At 71.7% G+C, this 20,709-nt stretch carries 16 protein-coding genes; 5 read left to right on the top strand and 11 right to left on the bottom strand.

The annotated features are described in order from the left end of the window. Window positions 1-333 precede the first annotated feature (333 nt). Window positions 334-1,113: a transcriptional repressor LexA gene (lexA, locus tag OG289_RS36550; RefSeq protein ID WP_057575372.1), complete on the top strand. Its 780-nt coding sequence runs from the start codon at window positions 334-336 to the stop codon at window positions 1,111-1,113. A 192-nt stretch (window positions 1,114-1,305) separates the two neighbouring features. On the opposite strand, the gene OG289_RS36545 is transcribed toward lexA, so the two are convergent. The 4 genes from OG289_RS36545 to OG289_RS36530 form a co-directional block, all read right to left on the bottom strand. Next, the gene (locus tag OG289_RS36545) at window positions 1,306-3,282 is read right to left on the bottom strand and encodes an ATP-dependent DNA helicase (protein WP_327318301.1); all 1,977 of its coding nucleotides are present in this window, start codon (window positions 3,280-3,282) and stop codon (window positions 1,306-1,308) included. 166 nt (window positions 3,283-3,448) lie between these two features. Next, window positions 3,449-4,054, bottom strand: coding sequence for a GNAT family N-acetyltransferase (locus OG289_RS36540; RefSeq protein ID WP_327318300.1), 606 nt, complete (start codon window positions 4,052-4,054; stop codon window positions 3,449-3,451). Window positions 4,055-4,075: 21 nt separating this feature from the next. Continuing rightward, window positions 4,076-6,055: an IucA/IucC family protein gene (locus OG289_RS36535; RefSeq protein WP_442819006.1), complete on the bottom strand. Its 1,980-nt coding sequence runs from the start codon at window positions 6,053-6,055 to the stop codon at window positions 4,076-4,078. Window positions 6,056-6,129: 74 nt separating this feature from the next. Continuing rightward, window positions 6,130-7,803 (bottom strand): diaminobutyrate--2-oxoglutarate transaminase family protein, encoded by a 1,674-nt coding sequence (locus OG289_RS36530; protein ID WP_442819005.1) that lies wholly within the window; start codon window positions 7,801-7,803, stop codon window positions 6,130-6,132. 281 nt (window positions 7,804-8,084) lie between these two features. On the opposite strand from OG289_RS36530, the gene OG289_RS36525 reads away from it, so the two are divergent. Together OG289_RS36525 and OG289_RS36520 are read left to right on the top strand one after the other, a co-directional pair. After that, a complete protein-coding gene (locus tag OG289_RS36525; RefSeq protein WP_327318299.1) occupies window positions 8,085-9,308 on the top strand; it encodes a trypsin-like serine peptidase in 1,224 nt (407 codons plus the stop codon). Window positions 9,309-9,516: 208 nt separating this feature from the next. Beyond that, window positions 9,517-10,719: a trypsin-like serine peptidase gene (locus tag OG289_RS36520; protein WP_327318298.1), complete on the top strand. Its 1,203-nt coding sequence runs from the start codon at window positions 9,517-9,519 to the stop codon at window positions 10,717-10,719. 82 nt (window positions 10,720-10,801) lie between these two features. Here OG289_RS36520 and hflX read toward each other — a convergent pair whose 3' ends face one another. From hflX to miaA, 6 genes are all read right to left on the bottom strand, one after another. Beyond that, entirely contained in the window at window positions 10,802-12,295 is a 1,494-nt protein-coding gene (gene hflX / locus OG289_RS36515; RefSeq protein WP_327318297.1) for a GTPase HflX, read from the bottom strand. Between the two features lie 138 nt (window positions 12,296-12,433). After that, window positions 12,434-14,023, bottom strand: coding sequence for a M1 family metallopeptidase (locus tag OG289_RS36510; RefSeq protein ID WP_327318296.1), 1,590 nt, complete (start codon window positions 14,021-14,023; stop codon window positions 12,434-12,436). A 133-nt stretch (window positions 14,024-14,156) separates the two neighbouring features. Further along, a complete protein-coding gene (locus OG289_RS36505; protein ID WP_327318295.1) occupies window positions 14,157-16,343 on the bottom strand; it encodes a RelA/SpoT family protein in 2,187 nt (728 codons plus the stop codon). A 300-nt stretch (window positions 16,344-16,643) separates the two neighbouring features. Next, on the bottom strand, window positions 16,644-17,513 hold the full coding sequence (gene dapF, locus OG289_RS36500) for a diaminopimelate epimerase (protein ID WP_327318294.1): 870 nt from the start codon (window positions 17,511-17,513) through the stop codon (window positions 16,644-16,646). A gap of 32 nt (window positions 17,514-17,545) precedes the next feature. Beyond that, on the bottom strand, window positions 17,546-18,055 hold the full coding sequence (locus tag OG289_RS36495; protein WP_327320909.1) for a hypothetical protein: 510 nt from the start codon (window positions 18,053-18,055) through the stop codon (window positions 17,546-17,548). 107 nt (window positions 18,056-18,162) lie between these two features. Further along, a complete protein-coding gene (miaA, locus tag OG289_RS36490) occupies window positions 18,163-19,101 on the bottom strand; it encodes a tRNA (adenosine(37)-N6)-dimethylallyltransferase MiaA (RefSeq protein ID WP_327318293.1) in 939 nt (312 codons plus the stop codon). 182 nt (window positions 19,102-19,283) lie between these two features. Here miaA and OG289_RS36485 point away from each other — a divergent pair, with 182 nt between their 5' ends. Continuing rightward, the gene (locus OG289_RS36485; protein WP_327318292.1) at window positions 19,284-19,571 is read left to right on the top strand and encodes a hypothetical protein; all 288 of its coding nucleotides are present in this window, start codon (window positions 19,284-19,286) and stop codon (window positions 19,569-19,571) included. Window positions 19,572-19,595: 24 nt separating this feature from the next. Then, a complete protein-coding gene (locus OG289_RS36480) occupies window positions 19,596-19,868 on the top strand; it encodes an antitoxin (protein WP_327318291.1) in 273 nt (90 codons plus the stop codon). Window positions 19,869-19,948: 80 nt separating this feature from the next. On the opposite strand, the gene OG289_RS36475 is transcribed toward OG289_RS36480, so the two are convergent. Next, window positions 19,949-20,665: a class III extradiol dioxygenase subunit B-like domain-containing protein gene (locus tag OG289_RS36475; RefSeq protein WP_327318290.1), complete on the bottom strand. Its 717-nt coding sequence runs from the start codon at window positions 20,663-20,665 to the stop codon at window positions 19,949-19,951. Between the last annotated feature and the right edge of the window lie 44 nt (window positions 20,666-20,709).

Here is a 20,709-nt window from a genome sequence, read left to right as displayed (position 1 = left end):
CACGCGCGCGTACGGCCGTACCGCCCAGGCACTTACGGCGATAGCGTGGGCGCCGCAAGGAGGAGAGGTGGGGCTCTCGCGCAGAGAGCGGCGCCGGTTCCCGGTCGGCGGGCGGCCGGATGGCAGACTGGGCCACGCCTCACAAGGTCATCGACCTCGGCGGTGAAGAGTACAACAATGAGCCCTTTCAGCCGCCGGGGACCGCGTTAGCCATACACCCAGACACATGATCAAGTCAGGCTATCCACGCTTTTTCACTCGAACGTGTGTTTGGCGCAACCTTTCGAAAGCAACTACCGTTGTCCAGCAGGGAGACAACCGAGAGGGGCCGACGTGACCACCACCGCAGACAGTGCCACCATCACTGCCCAGGACCGCTCCCAGGGCCGACTCGAGCCGGTGCATGCGATGAACGAAGCCATGAATCCCGAGGGACACAAGCGCTCTCTGCCGGGCCGACCTCCAGGCATCCGCGCGGACAGCTCGGGACTCACCGACCGGCAGCGCCGAGTGATCGAGGTCATCAGGGACTCCGTGCAGCGGCGCGGCTATCCGCCGTCGATGCGGGAGATCGGCCAGGCGGTCGGCCTGTCCAGCACCTCCTCGGTCGCGCACCAGCTGATGGCACTGGAGCGGAAGGGCTTCCTGCGCCGCGACCCGCACCGCCCGCGCGCGTACGAGGTGCGCGGCTCCGACCAGGCCGCCTCCGTGCAGCCCACGGACACCGCCGGCAAACCCGCCGCTTCGTACGTCCCGCTGGTCGGCCGCATCGCCGCCGGTGGCCCGATCCTCGCCGAGGAGTCGGTCGAGGATGTGTTCCCACTCCCGCGGCAGCTGGTCGGTGACGGCGAGCTGTTCGTACTGAAGGTCGTCGGCGACTCGATGATCGAGGCCGCGATCTGCGACGGCGACTGGGTCACTGTCCGCCGCCAGCCCGTCGCCGAGAACGGCGACATCGTGGCCGCGATGCTCGACGGCGAGGCCACGGTCAAGCGTTTCAAGCGCGAGGACGGCCATGTGTGGCTGCTCCCGCACAACGCTGCGTACGAGCCGATTCCCGGCGATGACGCGACCATCCTCGGCAAGGTGGTGGCCGTACTCCGCCGCGTCTGAGCACGGCGGCGGGCGGGCCTTCCCCGTCCACCCCCTGTGACTGGGCCCCGGGATCCCTGCGCCGGTTCCGGGGCCCTGCGGTGTGTGCCCGCGGGTGCAGTGAAGGCGGGGGCCGTCCCGATTCAGGGACGGCCCCCGCCTTCACTACGTCCTCGTCTTCACTGCGTCTTTGCTCTCACTGCGCCCTCGTCCTCACTGCGTCTCGACCTGCTTGGCCGCCGCGTCGATCGCCGCGAGCGACCGCCGGACCTGGTCGCGGTCCGTGGTGTACCAGAAGTCCGGCAGGGACGCCTTCAGGTAGCTCCCGTAGCGGGCCGTCGCCAGCCGCTGGTCCAGTACGGCGACCACGCCGCGGTCCCCCGACGCCCGTACGAGGCGGCCCGCGCCCTGCGCCATGAGGAGCGCCGCGTGCGTGGCGGCGACGGCCATGAAGCCGTTGCCTCCGGCGTCCTCCACCGCCTTCTGGCGGGCGCTCATCAGGGGGTCGTCGGGTCGCGGGAAGGGGATCTTGTCCATGACGACCAGCTGGCAGCTGGGGCCGGGAACGTCGACGCCCTGCCAGAGCGACAGCGTGCCGAACAGGCACGTCTTCGGGTCCGCCGAGAAGTTCTTGATCAGCTCACCGAGGGTCTCCTCGCCCTGAAGGAGGATCGGGAACTCGGGGATGCGGGTGCGCAGTTCCTCTGCTGCGAGCTGCGCGGCCCGCATGGAGGAGAAGAGGCCGAGGGTGCGTCCGCCGGCCGACTTGAGGAGGTCGGTCAGCTCGTCCAGCATGTCGGCGCGGTCGCCGTCCCGCGCGGGGCGCGAGAGGTGTTTGGCCACGTACAGGATGCCCTGCTTGCGGTAGTCGAAGGGCGAGCCGACGTCGATGCCCTTCCACTGCGGAACGTCCTCGCCCTGCGTGCCCTCCGGGGCCAGCCCCATCGAGGCGCCCACACCGTTGAAGTCCCCGCCCAGCTTCAGGGTCGCCGAGGCCAGGGTCACGGAGCGGTCCGCGAAGAGCTTCTCCCGCAGCAGGCCCGACACGGACATGGGGGCGACACGCAGGGAGGCACCGAAGCGGTCGTGCCGCTCGTACCAGACGACGTCCCACTCGGAGCCGTTCGTGATCCGCTCCGCCACGTCGTGCACGGTCTCCACGGAGGCCAGCGCCTGTTTGCGGACCGCGTCCTCGTCCTGGACGGACTTGTCGCGGGTCGCGCCGATGGCGGAGATGACCGTCCGCGCGGCGTCGCGCAGTGCCATGAGGGCGTAGGCGAGGTCCTCGGGGATCTCCTCCAGGCGGCCGGGCAGCGCCAGCTCCATGAGCCGCTCGAAGCCCTCGGCGGCCGTCTGCAACTGGTCCGCCGCCTTCTCGTTGACCAGCTTCGCCGCCCGGCGCACGGCCCGGTTGACCTGGCCGGGAGTGAGCTCGCCGGTGGCGACACCGGTGACCCGCGAGACCAGCTCGTGCGCCTCGTCGACGATCAGCACCTCGTGTTGCGGGAGGACGGGGGCGCCCTCGATGGCGTCGATGGCGAGCAGTGCGTGGTTGGTGACGACGACCTCGGCCAGCTTGGCGCGCTCACGGGCCATCTCGGCGAAGCACTCGGCCCCGTAGGCGCACTTGGTGGCGCCCAGACACTCCCGGGAAGACACCGACACCTGAGCCCAGGCCCGGTCGGACACGCCGGGCGTGAGGTCGTCGCGGTCACCGGACTCGGTCTCGTCCGACCAGTCCCGCAGCCGCAGCAGGTCCTGGCCGAGCTTGCTGGTGGGCGCGGCAGCCTCGAACTGGTCGAAGAGCCCCTCCTCCTCGTCCTGCGGGACGCCTTCGTGCAGTCGGTGCAGGCACAGGTAGTTCGACCTGCCCTTGAGCATCGCGAACTCCGGGCGGCGGCGCAGCAGGGGATGCAGCGCGTCGACCGTACGCGGCAGGTCCCGCTCCACGAGCTGGCGCTGGAGGGCCAGCGTGGCGGTCGCCACCACGACGCGCTCCCCCTGCGCGAGCGCGGGCACGAGGTAGCCGAGCGACTTACCGGTGCCGGTGCCGGCCTGGACCAGCAGGTGGGAGCCTTCGTCGATCGCCTCGGCGACGGCTTCGGCCATGGTCACCTGGCCGGGGCGCTCCGTGCCGCCGACGGCGGTGACGGCAGCATGCAGGAGTTCGGGGAGTGAGGGCTTCGTCATAGCGCGACCACCCTACGGCGCGGCACTGACAAACGTGTGGTCGAGGCGGACGGGAGAGAAGGGATCAAGTCGGTGGGTTTCTCGGTGGAAGGGGAGGAGGCCGGCGTCAGCGGGAACCGGACGGGCGCGAGCGACGTTCCAGAAGTGATGGCGCGACTACGCAGCGTCACGAAAGATCGCGCAGGGCCCGGTCCCGGACCATGAGGGCCGCCCGCTTGGTCGGCAGGTCGACCTCGGCGAAGAACCGGAAACCCGCGCTCAGGAAGGTGGCGACGGACGGAATGTTGCGAAGGTCGGGTTCGGCGACGACGCGGGCACACGTGGGTCTCCTGTCGAGGACGAGGTCGGCGACGGCTCTGAGCAGAAGGCTGCCGAGCCCTCGCCCTCGGTCGGCGACGCCGCCGATGAGGAGGTGGATCCCGGTGTCGTGCGGCCTGGCCGGATAGTGCCGCGCCAGCGGGTCGAGGTCGGCCCGGTAGATCTCCCAGTAGCTCATGGGCCGCCCCTCCAGCACGCCGAGGCACGGGACACTGCGCCCGTCGTCGGCGAGTTGGCGGCGCAGGTGCCGACCGGTCACGGGCTCGGGTCCGGCCAGTTCCCAGAACGCCGCGACAGCGGGGTCGTTCATCCACCGGCCGACGAGGGAGAGGTCCCGCTCGATCCGTACGGGGACGAGGCGGAAGGCCCCCACGGGGGTTGCGGTAGGCCCCCAGTCACCGATGCCGGAGGCAGGGGCGGGACGGAGGTCGGCGTCGGTCTCGGCGGGAGGCACGGCTGGCTCCTCTCAGACGGCTCAGGAACGCAGGGGGTTGGCGATGGTGATGTAGACGGACTGGGTGTCCACCGGGCCGACGAGTTCGTCGAGGCCGTGCAACCGGGTCAGCAGGTTGGCCTTGCAGCGCAGGGAGGGCGAGTCGAGGAGTCGGGCGGGCAGCGAACTGCGCAGCGGGTCGGGGCCGGAGGCGGCGTCGGCGAGAAAGCGTCGGAAGGCGGCGAGCAACAGTTGTTCGTCGGCGAGCCGCTGGGAGCCGAACGCGCCGATGAGTCCGAGCACGTTGTTGATCCCCAGGTAGTAGGCGAACCGCTCGTCGGTGACCTCGTCGGAGACGAAGGTGTCGCTGCGTTCGCCGATACCGGGCAGCTGGGCTTCGAGTTCCGCGCGGCTGGACTCGCGGAAGTAGTAGCCCTGGTTGTCGCGGTAGCGGCCGCCCATGGGCCAGCCGTCGGGGTCCAGGAGGAGGAGCGTGTTCTGCTGGTGTGCCTCCAGGGCGATCCCAGCCTCACCGTCGAACCACAGAACGGGACGGACGACCTGCTCCAGGTAGCGCAGGAACCACTCCGCGGCGACCGCCCCCAGCGGCCGGCCTGTCCGTACGGCGAGGCGCGTGACGATCGAGGCCAGCCGGGAGCGGCGGGCGGGAGCCAGGTCCGGAGAAGCCCGGCGGGCCGCGGGCGTCGGGACGTCCGAATCCGCGGTGCCTCGGACATACGGCCGGGGTGCGACGAGGGCGGCGACGCAGGAGACGTCGTCCGCCGGGGCGAACGGGTTGTGGCGGATCATCACGTCGAGGCCCGTCAGCGGGAGGCCGTCGGTGCCGTCGACCGCGAGCCAGGCCGGATCCCGGACGATGTCGAAGCCGGGGTGGGCAGCCTGCCATCGCTTGGACAGTCCGGCGCGCAGGAGGCGGTGCACCTCGACCCCGCGATGGAGTTCCTTGCGGAGGTTCTCGCGACGCGAGTTGGTGATGCGCAGGCCCAGCGACAGTTTGAGCATCGCCGGGGCACCGGGCCGATGGACGGTGCGTACGGAGGAGGTCGGATGCCACGGAAGGCCGTGAGCGCCGAGGTCCTGAAGCAGTCCGGCGTCGAACAGAGCCTCCACCTCGGGACGGTGCCGCGCCTCGCGCAGTTGCCAGGGGTGCATCGGCAGCGCGGCGACACCCTCGGGCAGCGACGGCAGCCCGATGCCCGCGAGTCGGGCCGTCAGCCGGGCGGCGGGGACGGGACGGCCGGCTTCGGTCCAGGCGGAGTCGGTGGCGAGCACGGACGGGGCGACAGCAAGCCAGTGAAGAGGGAAAGACCCTCGCGACTCGGGTGAGTACCGGTGCGCCTCGCCGTCCGAGAGGCCTTCTCGGCTCTTCGGAGTCGGGTGCAGTGGATGCCCGAGCAGCAGCGCCTGTTCGGCGGTCAGGAACAGGTCGGGTCCGTCGGCGGGGCGTTGCCGGCGCTCGCCGATGAAGTCCGCGGTACGGCGCACGGAGTCGGCGACACGCGCGACGAGGTCGAGGCCTTCGCCGCTGGTGGGGGCGGGGAAGGGCGCCGGGGCGGCGCCCTCGTGGGCCGTCTCGGCTTCAGCGGTTGCGGCGGGCGAGCGACCACCTCCGAGCGTCTCGCGGGCCAGCAGGGCCGCGATCGTCACGGCGTCCGCGGGCGGGGACTGCTCGGGTGCGCCGGCCAGGCGCGGGAGGCCGAAGCGATGCCAGCCCGTCGGGGACCAGTAGTGGACGGGGGCGAGGAGGGTGACGCCGCCGACGGGCAGCGGCACGCGGAGGATGCCGTCGCCGGGGGCGGGCAGGCCCGCCTCGCGCACCCAGCAGCGCAGCAGGTTCTCCACGGCCGCGGCCTGGGCCGCCGTGTACGGATCGGGATGGTCCAGGAGATCGACGGCGGTGTGGTGCGGCGGTTCGGTGTGGAGGGCCTCTCCCTGCTGCCGGGGGGCCGGGGCCGAAGGCGTGGAGGAGTCGAAGTCGGCGGACTGTCGGGAGGTGGTCAAGGTCGTTCCTCGTGAAGTGGTGGGGGCCGACCCCGGACAGGCAGCAGGCGCGGGTTCGGCAGCGGTCGTCCGGGCTATTCCGCCCGTTCGGCGGGGTCACCCTGGGGCGGGACCGGCCCGGGCGGCCGACGGGGGCGCTTCGGCCGGTTCGACCGGGCGTGGTCCCCGTTGCCCGTACCGCGGTCCTGCCCTCGGGAGACCACCGCCATCGCGTCCGCCAGTCGGTCGAGTACCGCCGCGGCCTGCTCGTCCGTGATGGTCAAGGGGGGAAGCAGGCGTACGACGCTGGCGTGGCGCCCGCCGAGTTCGACGATCAGGCCGCGCCGCAGGCACTCTCGCTGGACGGCGAGGGCCAGCGCGGGGGCGGCGGGGCAGGGGGCGGGCGCGGGAGCCGAGTGCGGTGCCGTGCGGGGCGTGGCGGCACCAGCGCCGGCACCGGCACCGGCACCGGCATCAGGACCGGCACCGTCACCGTCGGCCAACGCGTCGAGTCCGTCGTCGGCATGAGCGGCGACCAGCGGGGCGCCGATCCCCCCGTCCCCGCAATCCCCCTCGGGGTCCACCATCTCGACCCCGATCATCAGCCCGCGCCCCCGCACGTCACCCATGCAGGGGAAGTCGCGGGCGAGGCTGCGGAGTCGGCCCATCATGCGGGTGCCCAGAGTGGCCGCGTGTTCGGCGAGGCCGTTCTCGCGGACGTAGGCGAGAGTGGCCGTACCGGCGGCCATGGCGAGTTGGTTGCCGCGGAACGTGCCCGCGTGGGCACCGGGTTCCCAGACGTCGAGGTCGTCTCGGTAGACGACGACGGCGAGCGGCAGGCTGCCTCCGATGGCCTTGGACAGGACCATCACGTCCGGGGTGACCCCGCTGTGCTCCACCGCCCAGAAGGCGCCGGTCCGCCCGACGCCCGTCTGGACCTCGTCGGCGATCAGCGGGATCGAGCGGTCGGCCGTGATCTGCCGCATCCGGCGCATCCAGGCATCCGGCGCGGGGATCACGCCGCCCTCGCCCTGAACGGGTTCGAGGATCATCCCGGCGGGCCGCCGTACGCCCGACTTGGGATCGTCGAGGACGGACTCGGTCCAGCGGGCGGCGAGTTCGGAGCCGCGTTCGCCACCGACGCCGAACGGACAGCGGTAGTCCTGCGGAAAGGGCAGGCGGGCCACCCGTACGTCGAAGGCGCCCCCGGACGCTTCGAGGGAGCCTGCGGTCATCCCGTGGTAGGCGCCGGTGAAGGCCAGGACGCCGGTGCGGCCGGTGGCGGCCCGGACCAGTTTCAGGGCTGCCTCCACGGCGTCCGTGCCGGCCGGTCCGCAGAACTGCACGCGCGCGTGGCCGGCGAGACCGGGCGGCAGCGTGCGGAACAGCTCGGTGATGAAGGCGTCCTTGACGGGGGTGGCGAGGTCGAGGACGTGCAGGGGCGCGCCCGAGTCGAGGACCTTGCGGATGGCCTCCAGCACCACGGGGTGGTTGTGGCCGAGCGCGAGGGTGCCGGCGCCCGAGAGGCAGTCGAGGTAGCGGCGGCCGTCCGCGCCCTCGATGGTCAGCCCGCGTGCCCGCACCGGCACGATCGGCAGGGCACGCGCGTACGTGCGCGCCGACGACTCGCGTGCCGACTGACGCCGCAGGATGCCCTCGTGCGCCGGCCGCGCGCCCGGCGCCGCCGCGACGGTGGCGGTCCCGGCGGGAGACGTTCGGGCAGAACGCCCCGAGGGCGCCTCCTCGGGCACTGGCTCGGTCACGGACACGGCTCCTTGTCCTCCCCGCAGTTCGGGGGGCCGGGCGCGGACAGCGGACCCCCCACCGCTACCAACCCCGGACGGCCTTCCTGGTTACGGGTTGCCTCAAGATCCTTGCTGTGACCGAACAGTTGCCGTTCCGTCGGAAGTCCCCCACAGCGACCGCATATCGTGTGGTGGCATCGCACCTGGCCGTGAGACCCGCTTGAACTCGTCATGAGATCACCATGAGTTCCGCTCCGGCAACGGCCGGTGTTTCAAGTTCGTTGACAGCAGGGGGAGTCCAGACCATGCAATCCATACGGCCGTCGTTCACCGCTCGTCGGGGGAGGAACGCGCGCCGCCGAACCTCCCCCGTGCTGGGCGCCGTGGCCCTCGCCTCGGTGCTCGCGCTCACCGCGACCGCCTGCGATTCGGGCGACACCAATGCCCACAGCCGGGCAAGCGCGTCCGCGTCGGCAGCCGGCGACGGAAAGATCACGATCCCGGACGACATCAAGGACAAGCTCAAAGAGCACGGGATCGACCTCGACAAGTGGAAGAACGGCGCCTGGAAGAACTGGGACAAGGACGACTGGCTGCGCGAGGCGCAGGACTACATCAACCCGATCATCAAGGGACTGTGGGACCCGGACCGGATGCGGGAGGCCGAGGAGCCGGACCGGGGCGTCGACGACAGCGACCTCTCCGGTGACCAGGGCGTGACCGACCCGACGCCGGCGGCGGTGGACGCGAAGGCCGTCCCGACGACGTACCACGCCAACGCCCCCGAGGCGGGCAAGGTGTTCTTCGACTCCCCCGAGGGCACGATGGTCTGCTCGGCGACGGTCGTTCAGGACCCGGCGCACCCCGGAAAGTCCAACCTGGTGTGGACGGCTGGCCACTGTGTGCACGCCGGCAAGGGCGGCGGCTGGTACCGCAACATCGCCTTCGTGCCGTCGTACAACGACCAGGGCCTGTCGGCCGAGCAGTTGCAGACGGCCACCAAGGAACAGGCCGCTCCGTACGGGGTCTGGTGGGGCGACTGGACGAAGACCTCGGACCAGTGGATCGCGCAGGGCGGAGAGACCGGCGGCGACGGCGCCTCGTACGACTACGCCGTCATTCATGTGACGCCGGAGGAGGGCGGTTCCGGCAAGTCCCTGGAGGAGACGGTCGGCTCGGCGCTGCCGGTGGACTTCAAGGCCCCTGCGGTGCCGAAGGTCAGCAGCCTCACCGCGACCGGCTACCCGGCGGCGGCTCCGTACGACGGGCAGAAGCTCTACCAGTGCCAGGACAAGCCGGGGCGGTTCTCGCTCAACTCCGCGGACCCGACGATGTACCGCATCGGCTGCACGATGACCGGCGGTTCGTCGGGCGGTGGCTGGGTCGCGACCGGGTCGGACGGCAAGCCGGCGCTGGTGTCCAACACCTCGATCGGCCCGGTGAAATCGGGCTGGCTCGCGGGGCCGCGGCTGGGTGACGTGGCCAAGGGCGTGTACGACTCGGTGAGCGCCAAGTTCGCCGGTCAGTAGCCGCATCGGCGGTGGGGTGCCCGACGGGAACCTTCACCATCCCACCGCCGTTCATCCCGAATTCCGCGGGCATAGTGGGGTGTTGCCTGCGGGCGGTCGCCGAGAGGACTCCGCGACCGCCTGACAGGCGCATGACATGGCATGCCTGATGGTCATGCCTCTTCCCATGTTCCGACGATCCATACGCTTCAACGGGGGACATCGCACCATGCGTTCCACACGTACGCCCGCCGCGCGCCGGCACGGCCGACGCCGCACTCTGCTCGCCGCCGGGCTCGCCACCGCCCTGGCCCTGACGGCGACCGCCTGCAACGGCTCCGACGACGACAAGGCCGACGCCACCGCCTCCCAGACCGCTGCCGCCGGCTCAGGGGACAGCAAGGTCAAGGTTCCCGCCGAGATCGCCGACAAGCTCAAGCAGCACGGCATCGACGTCGACAAGTGGGCCGACGGCGGCTGGCAGGACTGGGACAAGGACAAGTGGCTCAGCGCCGCCAAGGACTTCGTCAACCCCGTGATCGAGGGGCTGTGGAAGCCGGAGCGGATGAAGTCCGCGAAGGAGGCGAACAAGACGGTCACGACCAAGGACGCCGCCGCCGACCAGGGCGTCAGCGATCCGGAGCCGGCGGCCGTCGAGGCGGCGGCCGAGAAGACGCCGTACCACGAGAACGCGGCCCCGGTCGGCAAGGTCTTCTTCGACTCGCCCGAGGGCACGATGGTCTGCTCGGGCACGGTCATCAAGGATGTGAACCACCCGGGCAAGTCCAACCTCGTCTGGACGGCCGGGCACTGTGTGCACGCCGGTGGCGAGGGCGGCTGGTACCGCAACCTCGTCTTCGTCCCGGCCTACAACGACCTCGGCAAGACCGAGGCGCAGCTCGGCGACGCCACGGCGGCGGAGATCTCGCCCTACGGCAACTGGTGGGCGGACTGGGCGTCGACCTCGAACGAGTGGATCGCCGGCGGCTCGGAGACGGGCGGCGCGGGTGCCGCCTACGACTACGCCGTACTGCACGTGACGCCGGAGCAGGGCTCCAAGTCGCTGGAGGAGACGGTCGGCGGGGCGCTGGACGTGGACTTCTCCGCGCCGTCCGCGACCGAGGTCGACACGATGGGCGCCTGGGGCTACCCGGCGGCACCGCCCTACAACGGGCTGAAGATGTTCAAGTGCATCGACCGGCCCGGGCGGCTCTCGCTGAGCACCTCTCTGCCGGCGATGTACCGCATCGGCTGCACGATGACCGGCGGTTCCTCCGGCGGCGGCTGGTTCCGGGTGGTGGCCGGCAAGACCGAGCTGGTCTCCAACACCTCGATCGGGCCGGCCGACAACACCTGGCTGGCGGGCCCTCAGCTCGGCCATGAGGCCGAGGCGCTCTACCAGAACATGAGCAAGACCTACGGCGGCAAGTGAGCCGTGCACGCCGAAGGCCCGCCCTCTGCGACGAGCAGGGGGCGGGCCTTAGGGTGTTCGGCCTTCGGGCGGCTGCGACGGCTCAGGCGGCCGGCGCCGGTACGTACGGCGTGAGCTCCGCCGCCAGCTCCTCGTGCACCCGCACCTTGAGCAGGGTGCCCTCCGGGGTGTGCTCCTCGGAGATCACCTCGCCCTCGTCGTGCGCACGCGCGACCAGCTTGCCGTGGGTGTACGGCACCAGCGCCTCGATCTCGACGGACGGCCGGGGCAGCTCGTTGTCGATGAGCGCGAGCAGCTCCTGGATGCCCAGGCCGGTGCGGGCGGAGACGGCGATGGAACGCTTCTCGATCCGCATGAGCCGCTGGAGCGTCAGCGGGTCGGCCGCGTCCGCCTTGTTGATCACGACGATCTCGGGCACGCCGGTGGCACCGACGTCCCTGATCACCTCGCGCACGGCGGCCAGCTGCTCCTCCGGAGCCGGATGCGAGCCGTCCACCACGTGCAGGATCAGGTCGGACTCCCCGACCTCCTCCATGGTGGAGCGGAACGCCTCGACCAGGTGGTGCGGCAGGTGCCGGACGAAGCCGACGGTGTCCGCCAGCGTGTACAGGCGCCCGCTCGGGGTCTCCGCCCGGCGGACGGTCGGGTCCAGGGTCGCGAACAGGGCGTTCTCGACCAGGACGCCCGCGCCCGTGAGGCGGTTGAGCAGGGACGACTTGCCGGCGTTGGTGTAGCCCGCGATGGCGACCGACGGCACCTTGTGGCGCTTGCGCTCCTGCCGCTTGATCTCGCGGCCGGTCTTCATCTCCGCGATCTCCCGGCGCATCTTCGCCATCTTCTCGCGGATCCGCCGCCGGTCCGTCTCGATCTTGGTCTCACCGGGACCACGGGTGGCGAGGCCGCCGCCCTTGCCGCCGCCCATCTGACGGGACAGCGACTGACCCCAGCCGCGCAGCCTCGGCAGCATGTACTGCATCTGCGCGAGCGCTACCTGCGCCTTGCCCTCTCGGGACTTGGCGTGCTGGGCGAAGATGTCGAGGATCAGGGCCGTACGGTCGATGACCTTGACCTTGACGACGTCCTCGAGGTGGATCAGCTGGCCCGGGCTGAGCTCCCCGTCGCAGATCACGGTGTCCGCGCCCGTTTCGAGGACGATGTCGCGCAGCTCGCCGGCCTTGCCGGAGCCGATGTAGGTGGCCGCGTCGGGCTTGTCGCGGCGCTGGATGACGCCGTCGAGGACGAGCGCGCCCGCGGTCTCCGCGAGAGCGGCCAGCTCCGCGAGGGAGTTGTCCGCGTCCTGTGCAGTCCCCGTGGTCCAGACGCCGACGAGCACGACCCGCTCCAGACGGAGCTGGCGGTACTCGACCTCGGTGACGTCCTCGAGTTCGGTGGAGAGGCCCGCCACGCGGCGCAGGGCCGCGCGCTCGGAGCGGTCGAACTGGTCGCCGTCCCGGTCTCCGTCGATCTCGTGGCTCCAGGCGACGTCCTCTTCCATCAGGGCATCGGCCCGAAGACCTTCGGGGTAGGCGTGCGCAATGCGCTTGGTGTCCTGGGAAGGGGAAGAAGAGGAGGTCATTGGGTCCTTACGTCGTTGGGGATGCCGGTTCGGCGGTCTTCATGGAACTCAACGCACGAGTACCCCGGGAGATTCCCCGGATCCCGTGCCGCGCCGACCTCACGATGGTCGCACGGTACGGCCCGTCTCGTCACGACCTTATTTCGCGGCCCGCGGGGCCTTGGGGGCGACCTTCGCGACGGCATGCGGCGCGGACTTCGGGACGGACTTCAGGTCGGGCTTCGGGTCGGCCTTCGCGACCGGAGGCGCCGGCTTCCAGTCCGGGTGGCCGGGCATCGGCGGGGTCTTCTCGCCGTACAGCCAGTCCTTGAAGAACCCGGTGAGATCGCGGCCGGAGATCTCCTCGGCGAGGCGCTCGAAGTCGGCCGTGGTCGCCGTGGAGTCCCGGTGGTCGCGCACCCACGCCCGCTCCAGGTGCTCGAACGCGGGCCGGCCGATCTCCTGGCGCAGGGCGTAGAGGACGAGGGCCGAGCCGTCGTAGACGTTGGGGCGGAAAATGCTGATCTTCTGGCCGGGCCGGGGCGCCTCGGGCAGCGCCGGCGGGCCGCCCTCGGCGCGCCAGCGGTCGGAGGCACCGTACGCCGCCTTCATGCGCGCCTGAAGGGTGCGGCCCGCCTTCTCCTCCGCGTAGAGCGCCTCGTACCAGGTCGCGTGTCCCTCGTTGAGCCACAGGTCGGACCAGGTGCGCGGACTGACGCTGTCGCCGAACCACTGGTGGGACAGCTCGTGCACCATGACCGACTCGATGTACCACTGGGGGTAGCCGGGCTCTGTGAACAGGTCTCTCTCGAAGAGAGAGAGGGTCTGCGTCTCGAGTTCGAACCCGGTGGAGGCCTCGGCCATGAGAACGCCGTACGTCTCGAAGGGGTAGGGGCCGACCTTGCCCTCCAGCCAGGAGATCTGGTCGGGCGTCTTCTTCAGCCACGGTTCGAGGAGCGCGCGGTCCTTGGTCGGCACGACGTCCCGTACGGGCAGTGCGTGCGGCCCCTCGCGGTGCACGACGGTGGACCGGCCGATGGACACCTGGGCGAGCTCGGTGGCCATGGGGTGCTGGGTGCGGTACGTCCATGTGGTCGCCCTGCCGACCCGGGCCACGCCGGTCGGCAGCCCGCCCGCCACGGCCGTGTAGCCGTTGGGCGCGGTGATCCGGATGGTGAACATCGCTTTGTCGGAGGGGTGGTCGTTGCACGGGAAGACCAGGTGTGCCGCGTCCGCCTGGTTGGCCATGGCGAGGCCGTCCGTGGTCCTGACCCAGCCGCCGTCCCGGTCGGCGGGGCTCACGGGGTCGCTGGTGTGCCGCACGGTGATCCGCATCCAGCTGCCCGGGGCCAGCGAGTCCTCCGGGGTGACCACCAGGTCGTCGCCGGCACTGGCGAAGTCGGCGGGTTCGCCGTCGACCTCGACCGAGTCGACCTTGCCGTGGGCGAAGTCGAGGTTGATCCGGTCCAGGGCGGTCGTGGTCCAGGCGTCGATCGTGGTGACCGCCTGGAGGGACTTGTCGTTGGCGCCGGAATAGGTGAAGGACAAGTCGTAGGACGCGACGTCGTACCCAGGGTTGCCCAGGTACGGGAAGAGGCGGTCGCCGACGCCGAGCGGGGCGGCCGGGGCACTCGCGGCGACGAGGCAGACGGAGACGGCCGAGGCGAGCAGCGCGGACTTCAGCCGACGCGAGGTTCCGGGGCGGGCGGAGGGGCCTCGGGGGGTTCGGGCCCGGGAAGTGAGCAGCATGCACCACCGCTACCAGCGCCCACCTGTGCCGCGTCGGCGACGCGCTCCCGGCCCACCCGAACGGGTTGCTCACGCGCGCGTGACGCTCAGGAGCAGGAACCGGCGCAACGGCCGCACGCGCGCGGGGATGGCCCTACGTCGTCCCCGAGGAGGCCGAGGCGTGGTGCTGCGCGCGGTCCACGTCGTACACCCCGGGCACGTTCCGCATGGCGCGGATCAGGGTGGGCAGGTGGGCCGCGTCCGGGAGTTGGACCGTGTAGGTGTGGCGCACGCGCTGCTGGCTCGGAGGCTCGACGGTCGCGGAGACGATCTCGGCCCCTTCCAGGGCCATGGCCTCGGTGAGGTCGGCGAGCAGATGGGGGCGGCCGAACGATTCGGCGACCAGGGTGACCCGGCATCCGGTGGTGTCGCCCCAGCGCACGTCGGCCTCCTCGCGCCCCGCGTCCGCCATGCGCGCCACGGCGGCGCACTCGGTGCGGTGCACGGTCACCACTCCCCCGCGCACGGTGAAACCGGTGACCTCGTCGAGCGGTACGGGCGTGCAGCACCCTGCGAGCCGGACGGTCGCGTCGGGCCGGTCGACGACGGTGATCGCGGCGCCCGGCCGCTCGGCGGGCGCGGCGGCCGTGGACGTGTCGGCCGCGGTCCGTGGGGCCGGCTCGGCGGGCTTGACGGCCCCGGAGCCCTCCTCCGGTCCGGAGTTCTCGTGGTCGGCCGGGGCCGGGTGCGTCGCCAGCCACCGCTGGATGGCGATCCGGGCGGCGGGGGTGTGGGCGTGCTCCAACCACTCCCTGGAGGGCTCCGAGGCGGGGTCCTGGCCCATGAGGAGCTGGACGGTGTCGCCGTCCCGCAGAACGGTGCTGAGGGTCGCCAGGCGGCCGTTCACGCGGGCGCCGATGCAGGCGTGGGCGTCCTCGCCGTACTGCGCGTACGCGGCGTCGACGCAGGTCGCCCCCTCGGGCAGGCCGAGCGTGCCGCCGTCGGGGCGGAAGACGGTGATCTCGCGGTCCTGGGCGAGGTCTTCGCGCAGGGTGGACCAGAAGGTGTCGGGATCGGGTGCGGCCTCCTGCCAGTCGAGGAGGCGGGAGAGCCAGCCGGGGCGGGTGGGGTCGACGCGCTCCCCGTCGGCCGGGGCGCCCTCTCGGGTCTGCTCCTCGGCGGGAGCCGTGTAGGGATTGCCGAGCGCGATGACGCCGGCCTCGGCGACCTTGTGCATCTGGTGCGTGCGGATGAGGACTTCGGCGACCTGGCCGTCCTCGCGGGCGACGGCGGTGTGCAGCGACTGGTACAGGTTGAACTTCGGGACGGCGATGAAGTCCTTGAACTCCGAGACGACCGGCGTCATACAGGTGTGCAGTTCGCCGAGGACGGCGTAACAGTCGGCGTCCTCGTTCACGAGCACCAGCAGACGGCCGAAGTCGGCGCCCCGCATCCGGCCGCGTTTGCGGGCCGCGCGGTGCACGGAGACGAAGTGCCGAGGCCTGATGAGGACTTCGGCCTGGATGTCGGCGTCGCGCAGCACCGCGCGCATCGCGTCGGCGAACTCGGCGAGGGGGTCGTCCGCGCGGGAGGCGTTGTCGACGATCAGCTCGCGGGTGTGCTCGTACTCCTCGGGGTGGAGGATCGCGAAGACCAGGTCTTCCAACTCGGTCTTGAGTGCCTGGACGCCGAGGCGTTCGGCGAGCGGGATGAGGACGTCGCGGGTGACCTTGGCGATGCGCGCCTGTTTCTCGGGGCGCATCACGCCGAGGGTGCGCATGTTGTGCAGCCGGTCGGCGAGTTTGATCGACATCACGCGGACGTCGTTTCCGGTGGCGACGAGCATCTTGCGGAAGGTCTCGGGCTCGGCGGCCGCCCCGTAGTCGACCTTCTCCAACTTCGTGACGCCGTCGACGAGATAGCGCACCTCGGCGCCGAACTGCTCGCCGACCTGGTCGAGCGTCACATCGGTGTCCTCGACGGTGTCGTGGAGCAGAGAGGCCGTCAAGGTCGTCGTCTCCGCGCCGAGTTCGGCGAGGATCAGGGTCACGGCGAGCGGGTGGGTGATGTAGGGCTCGCCGCTCTTGCGCATCTGGCCGCGGTGCGAGGATTCGGCCAGCACATAGGCGCGGTGCAGCGGTTCCAGTTCGGCGTCGGGATGGTGGGCACGGTGGGCCTCGACCACATGGCCGATCGCGTCGGGCAGCCGGCCGCGGGAGGCGGGGCCGAGCAGCGCGGCACCGACCAGGCGACGCAGGTCGATCCGGGGACGGCTGCGCCTGCGGGGCGTGGCCGGCGCTACCGGGCCTGGGGTCGCAGGATTCGTGGCCTCCGCACTCATGGGCACCTCCGGCTGCGTGGACCGGCGGACGGGGTGTCCCAGGGCGGACACGGCTCAGGGGACTGGCGAACGGTCCCCCGTCCGGGCCGGTGCTTGATGCTACCGAGCCCATCACGCCCGACTGACCGCCTCTCGCCGAGCGTGAAACGGATCACCCATTCGAGCGAAGGACGCGGGGTTTACGGTTTTGAGCCGCCCGGCCTGGGGCCGATCGTGAATTCGAACCCGCGACGGTGCCCCGGGGCGTGCTCCCACCTGCCGTCGGGCCGTCCTGGCCTCCGATGCGAAGCCGCGACGGAATCAGCGGGCGGCTGTTTCCAGCCACTCGGGATCGATCTCTCCTGTGGCGACGATCACTGCGGGCCCGGTCATCTCGATCTCGCCATCGGGCCGCTCGGTGATGAGCAGACGGCCGCCGGGGAGGTCGACGGTGTACGTGACCGGCGTCCCGGTCGCGGCCGGGTCGACGCCGTCCCGGCGCGCGGCCGCCACGGCGACGGCGCACGCGCCCGTGCCGCACGAGCGGGTCTCGCCGGCGCCGCGCTCGTGCACACGCAATGCGACGTGCCGCGGGCCGCGGGCCACGACGAACTCGACGTTGACCCCGTCCGGGTAGGCCGAGGCGGGGCTGAAGGGCGGCGGGGAGAACAGGTCGCCCGCGTGGCCGAGGTCGTCCACGAAGGCGACGGCGTGCGGGTTGCCCATGTTGACGTTGCGCGCGGGCCAGCTGCGCTCGCCGACGCTCACCGTGACGTCCCCTTCGGGGAGGCGGGCCCTGCCCATGCCGACGGTGACGTCCCCGTCCTTGGCGATGTGCACGCTCTTGACGCCCCCGCGCGTGGCGACCGCGAGGTCGCCCTCGGGGACGAGCCCGGCCTGCTGGAGATAGCGGGCGAAGACGCGGACTCCGTTGCCGCACATCTCGGCGACGGAACCGTCGCCGTTGCGGTAGTCCATGAACCACTCGGCCTCGGCCGCCATGTCCCTCGCCTCGGGGTGTGCGGCGGACCGCACGACGTGCAGCACTCCGTCACCGCCGATGCCCGCGCGACGGTCGCACAGGGCGGCGACGGCGGCCGGGGGGAGGTCGATGGCGTTCTCGGGGTCCGGGACGATCACGAAGTCGTTCTCGGTGCCATGACCCTTGAGGAAGGCGATCCGCGTGCTCATTCCTCGATCGTACGGGGTGACGCGCGTGGCGGTCAGCGCAGCCGGGCGACCCGCCAGACGGCCAGGGCCACCACCGCCGCGACCATCACGACGTAGGCGAGGACGACCCGCCAGTCGGGTCGGCGCCCGGAACCGCGCTGAGGCAGGCCGGGCCACGTGTAACCGACGCGGCGGGCGGCCGTCGTTCCCCAGCCGGCAGCGCACGAGCAGATCAGCAGCCCGAGCATGGCGATCATCGCCCCGCTGTCGCCGAAGTCGAAGGCGAGCGGGAAGGCGAACATCAGGGAGCCGATCGCGGCCAGGGCCACGATGGGCGCGAGCTGCCAGATCCGCAGCCGACGCTGCGGGCGCAGCTCGACCTCGACCTCGGGGCCGCCGGCGAACATCTCCTCGGGCTCGGGCCCGTCGTCGGTCACGCCGCCCTGGGTGTCGTCCTCGTCGGGCCCGTCGGGGCTCAGACGGCCCTCCTCGGGCTCCGGTTCGCCACCCGTGGCGGTGCGGTGCTCGGTGCCTTGTGCGGTGTCGCGAGGGCCGGCCTCCATCGCCACGCGCCCTCCCAACTCGGACTCCACTTGTCGATCGAAGCTCGATGATGGCACGGCACCGGAGGCCCGGATGACGGCCTGGGCGTCCCGATGCCATGACGTGATCAGGCTGTGACCGGTCGTTCCACCAACGCCAGCGCGAGCTCCGGAAGTTCTGCGAGATCAGCCGCGGCCCCACTCAACCAGTGCACCCGCGGATCGCGCCTGAACCACGAATCCTGACGGCGCGCGAAGCGCTTGGTGGCACGCACGGTCTCCACGCGCGCCTCGTCCTCGGTGCACTCGCCGGTCAGGGCCGTGAGGACCTGCTGGTAGCCGAGCGCGCGTGAGGCCGTACGCCCCTCGCGCAGGCCCCGCGCCTCCAGCGCGCGGACCTCGGCCACGAGCCCTGCGTCCCACATCCGGTCGACGCGGCGGGCGATGCGTTCGTCGAGTTCGGGGCGCGCCACGTCGACCCCGATCTGGACGGTGTCGTAGACGGAGTCGTGACCGGGCAGGTTGGCGGTGAAGGGCTTGCCGGTGATCTCGATCACCTCGAGGGCCCGGACGATCCGGCGGCCGTTGCCGGGCAGGATCGCCTGCGCGGCCTCGGGGTCGGCGGCGGCCAGCCGGGCGTGCAGCGCGCCCGAGCCGCGCAGCGTGAGCTCCTCCTCGAGCCGGGCGCGGACCTCGGGATCGGTGCCGGGGAACTCCAGGTTGTCGACGGCGCCACGGACGTACAGCCCGGAGCCGCCGACGAGAATCGGCCAACGGCCCTCGGCGAGCAGAGCGTCGATCCGGGCGCGTGCCAGCCTCTGGTACTCGGCGACCGAGGCGGTGACCGTGACGTCCCAGACGTCCAGGAGGTGGTGCGGGACGCCGCCGCGCTCCTCGGGCGTCAGCTTGGCGGTGCCGATGTCCATCCCTCGGTAGAGCTGCATGGAGTCGGCGTTGACGACCTCGCCGCCGAGCCGTTGGGCCAGGAATACGCCCAGATCGGACTTTCCGGCCGCGGTCGGTCCGACGACGGCGATGACGCGGGGGGCGGGGGGTGCGCTGCTCACGGCACCAGTCTCGCAAACCTCGACCCCCGCCCTCGAACGAGTTACGTGACGGCACCGGTCCGGCGTCGTTGCCCGTTGCGAGATTCCCGTCACCCTTCGCAGGGGCGGCGACCCCCGGTGGCGCAATCGGACGCACCGGCCAACGCGGGATTTCGCCCGCACGAGTACCGTATGGAGTGGATATGGGCGTTTTGGCGCGACTTTTCCGGAGGTCGAAGGTCACGGAGGAGGCGGCTACCGAGGAGGCGACGACCGCCGCCGAGACAGCGGCCGGTACGCCGGAGGGCGGTACCGACGTGGAACCGGCTGCGGAGGCCACGCCGTCGGCCGCAACCGAAGCCGGGGGCGACACGCCGACGGAAACGGAACCGGCGACGGAGCCGGTCGCGGCCGACGGCGTCGAGATCCCCCGGCAGCAGTCCGCCGAGGAAGCGGCCGACAGCGAGGCCGGCGAAGGCGCCCGCACGTAAGGAACCCGCGAGGGAAGGTGACCCATGGGTCTTTTGGACAATTTGAAGGCCAGGCTCGCCCCGGCCAAGGGCAAGGTCTCTGACCTCGCGCATCAGCACGGGGGCAAGGTCCAGCACGGTCTCGACAAGGCCGCGCACGTCGTCGACGAGAAGACCAAGGGCAAGTACCGCGACAAGATCCATACGGGCACCGACAAGGCCAAGGGCGCCATGGACCGGCTCGCGCACAAGAACGAGCCCCCGGCGGGCGGCGGTGACACGTTCACGCCACCGACCCCGCCCCCACCGGCTTCGTGACCGAGCGTGGATCGGCGGACGGCCGCGGAGCGGAAACGCTCGCGGCCGTCCGCCGTTTCACGCCCTCCGGTCCAAGGACGCTACGACCAGGTCGCGACCAGGTATCCCACGCCGTACGGCGCGTCCTCGTACAGCAGCGCGCCCGCCAGCCCGGCGTCCTCGGCGGCGCCCGCGAGCACCTGCCAGGCCGCCCGGCCCGAGGCCTTGAGCTGGTACGCCAGCTCCGCGTCCAGCGCCTTGAGTGCCGCCACGTCCGCCGTACCGAGCGCCCGTGCGGCCTCCGCGTCGAACGGTGCCGCGCGCTCGTCGAGATAGCCCGGCGCCTTCAGCGTCCGGCACGCGCTGGAGTCGCCCATCACCAGCAGCGCGACCCGCCCCACCGCCGCGCCGATCTCCCGTCCGACCTCGACGCACCGCTCGGCCGCGAGGGGTTCCCCCACACCGAGTGCCTCGACCGGGGCGGCCGACCACCCGGCCCGCTCCAGCAGCCAGGCGCCGACGGCGAGGGACGGCGGCAGGGCGCGTTCGAACGGCGCGTCCCCGCCGCCCCGGCCCAGCCGTACGCCGAGGTCCACTCCGAAACCGCGGAACGAGCCCCGCGCACCCTCCGGGTAGGAGCCGCGCCCTGCCTGCTCGGCGGGCCCGACGACCACCAGCCGGTCCGGCCGGGCTGCCGCCAGCACGGCCAGCGCGTCGGAGCAGGCGGTGCGCGCCGCGTCCAGCTCGGGAGCGGCGCCCGCGGCGACCTCGGGCACGAGAAGGGGCGGACAGGGGCAGACTGCGGCGGCGACAAGCATGATCGGCAGGGTAACCCCGCAGATCATCCACGGGGCACCCCGTC

Origin of the sequence: Streptomyces sp. NBC_01235, assembly GCF_035989285.1 — a bacterium.
Taxonomy (GTDB): Bacteria; Actinomycetota; Actinomycetes; order Streptomycetales; family Streptomycetaceae; genus Streptomyces.
This window is presented reverse-complemented; position numbering and strand designations above follow the sequence as displayed.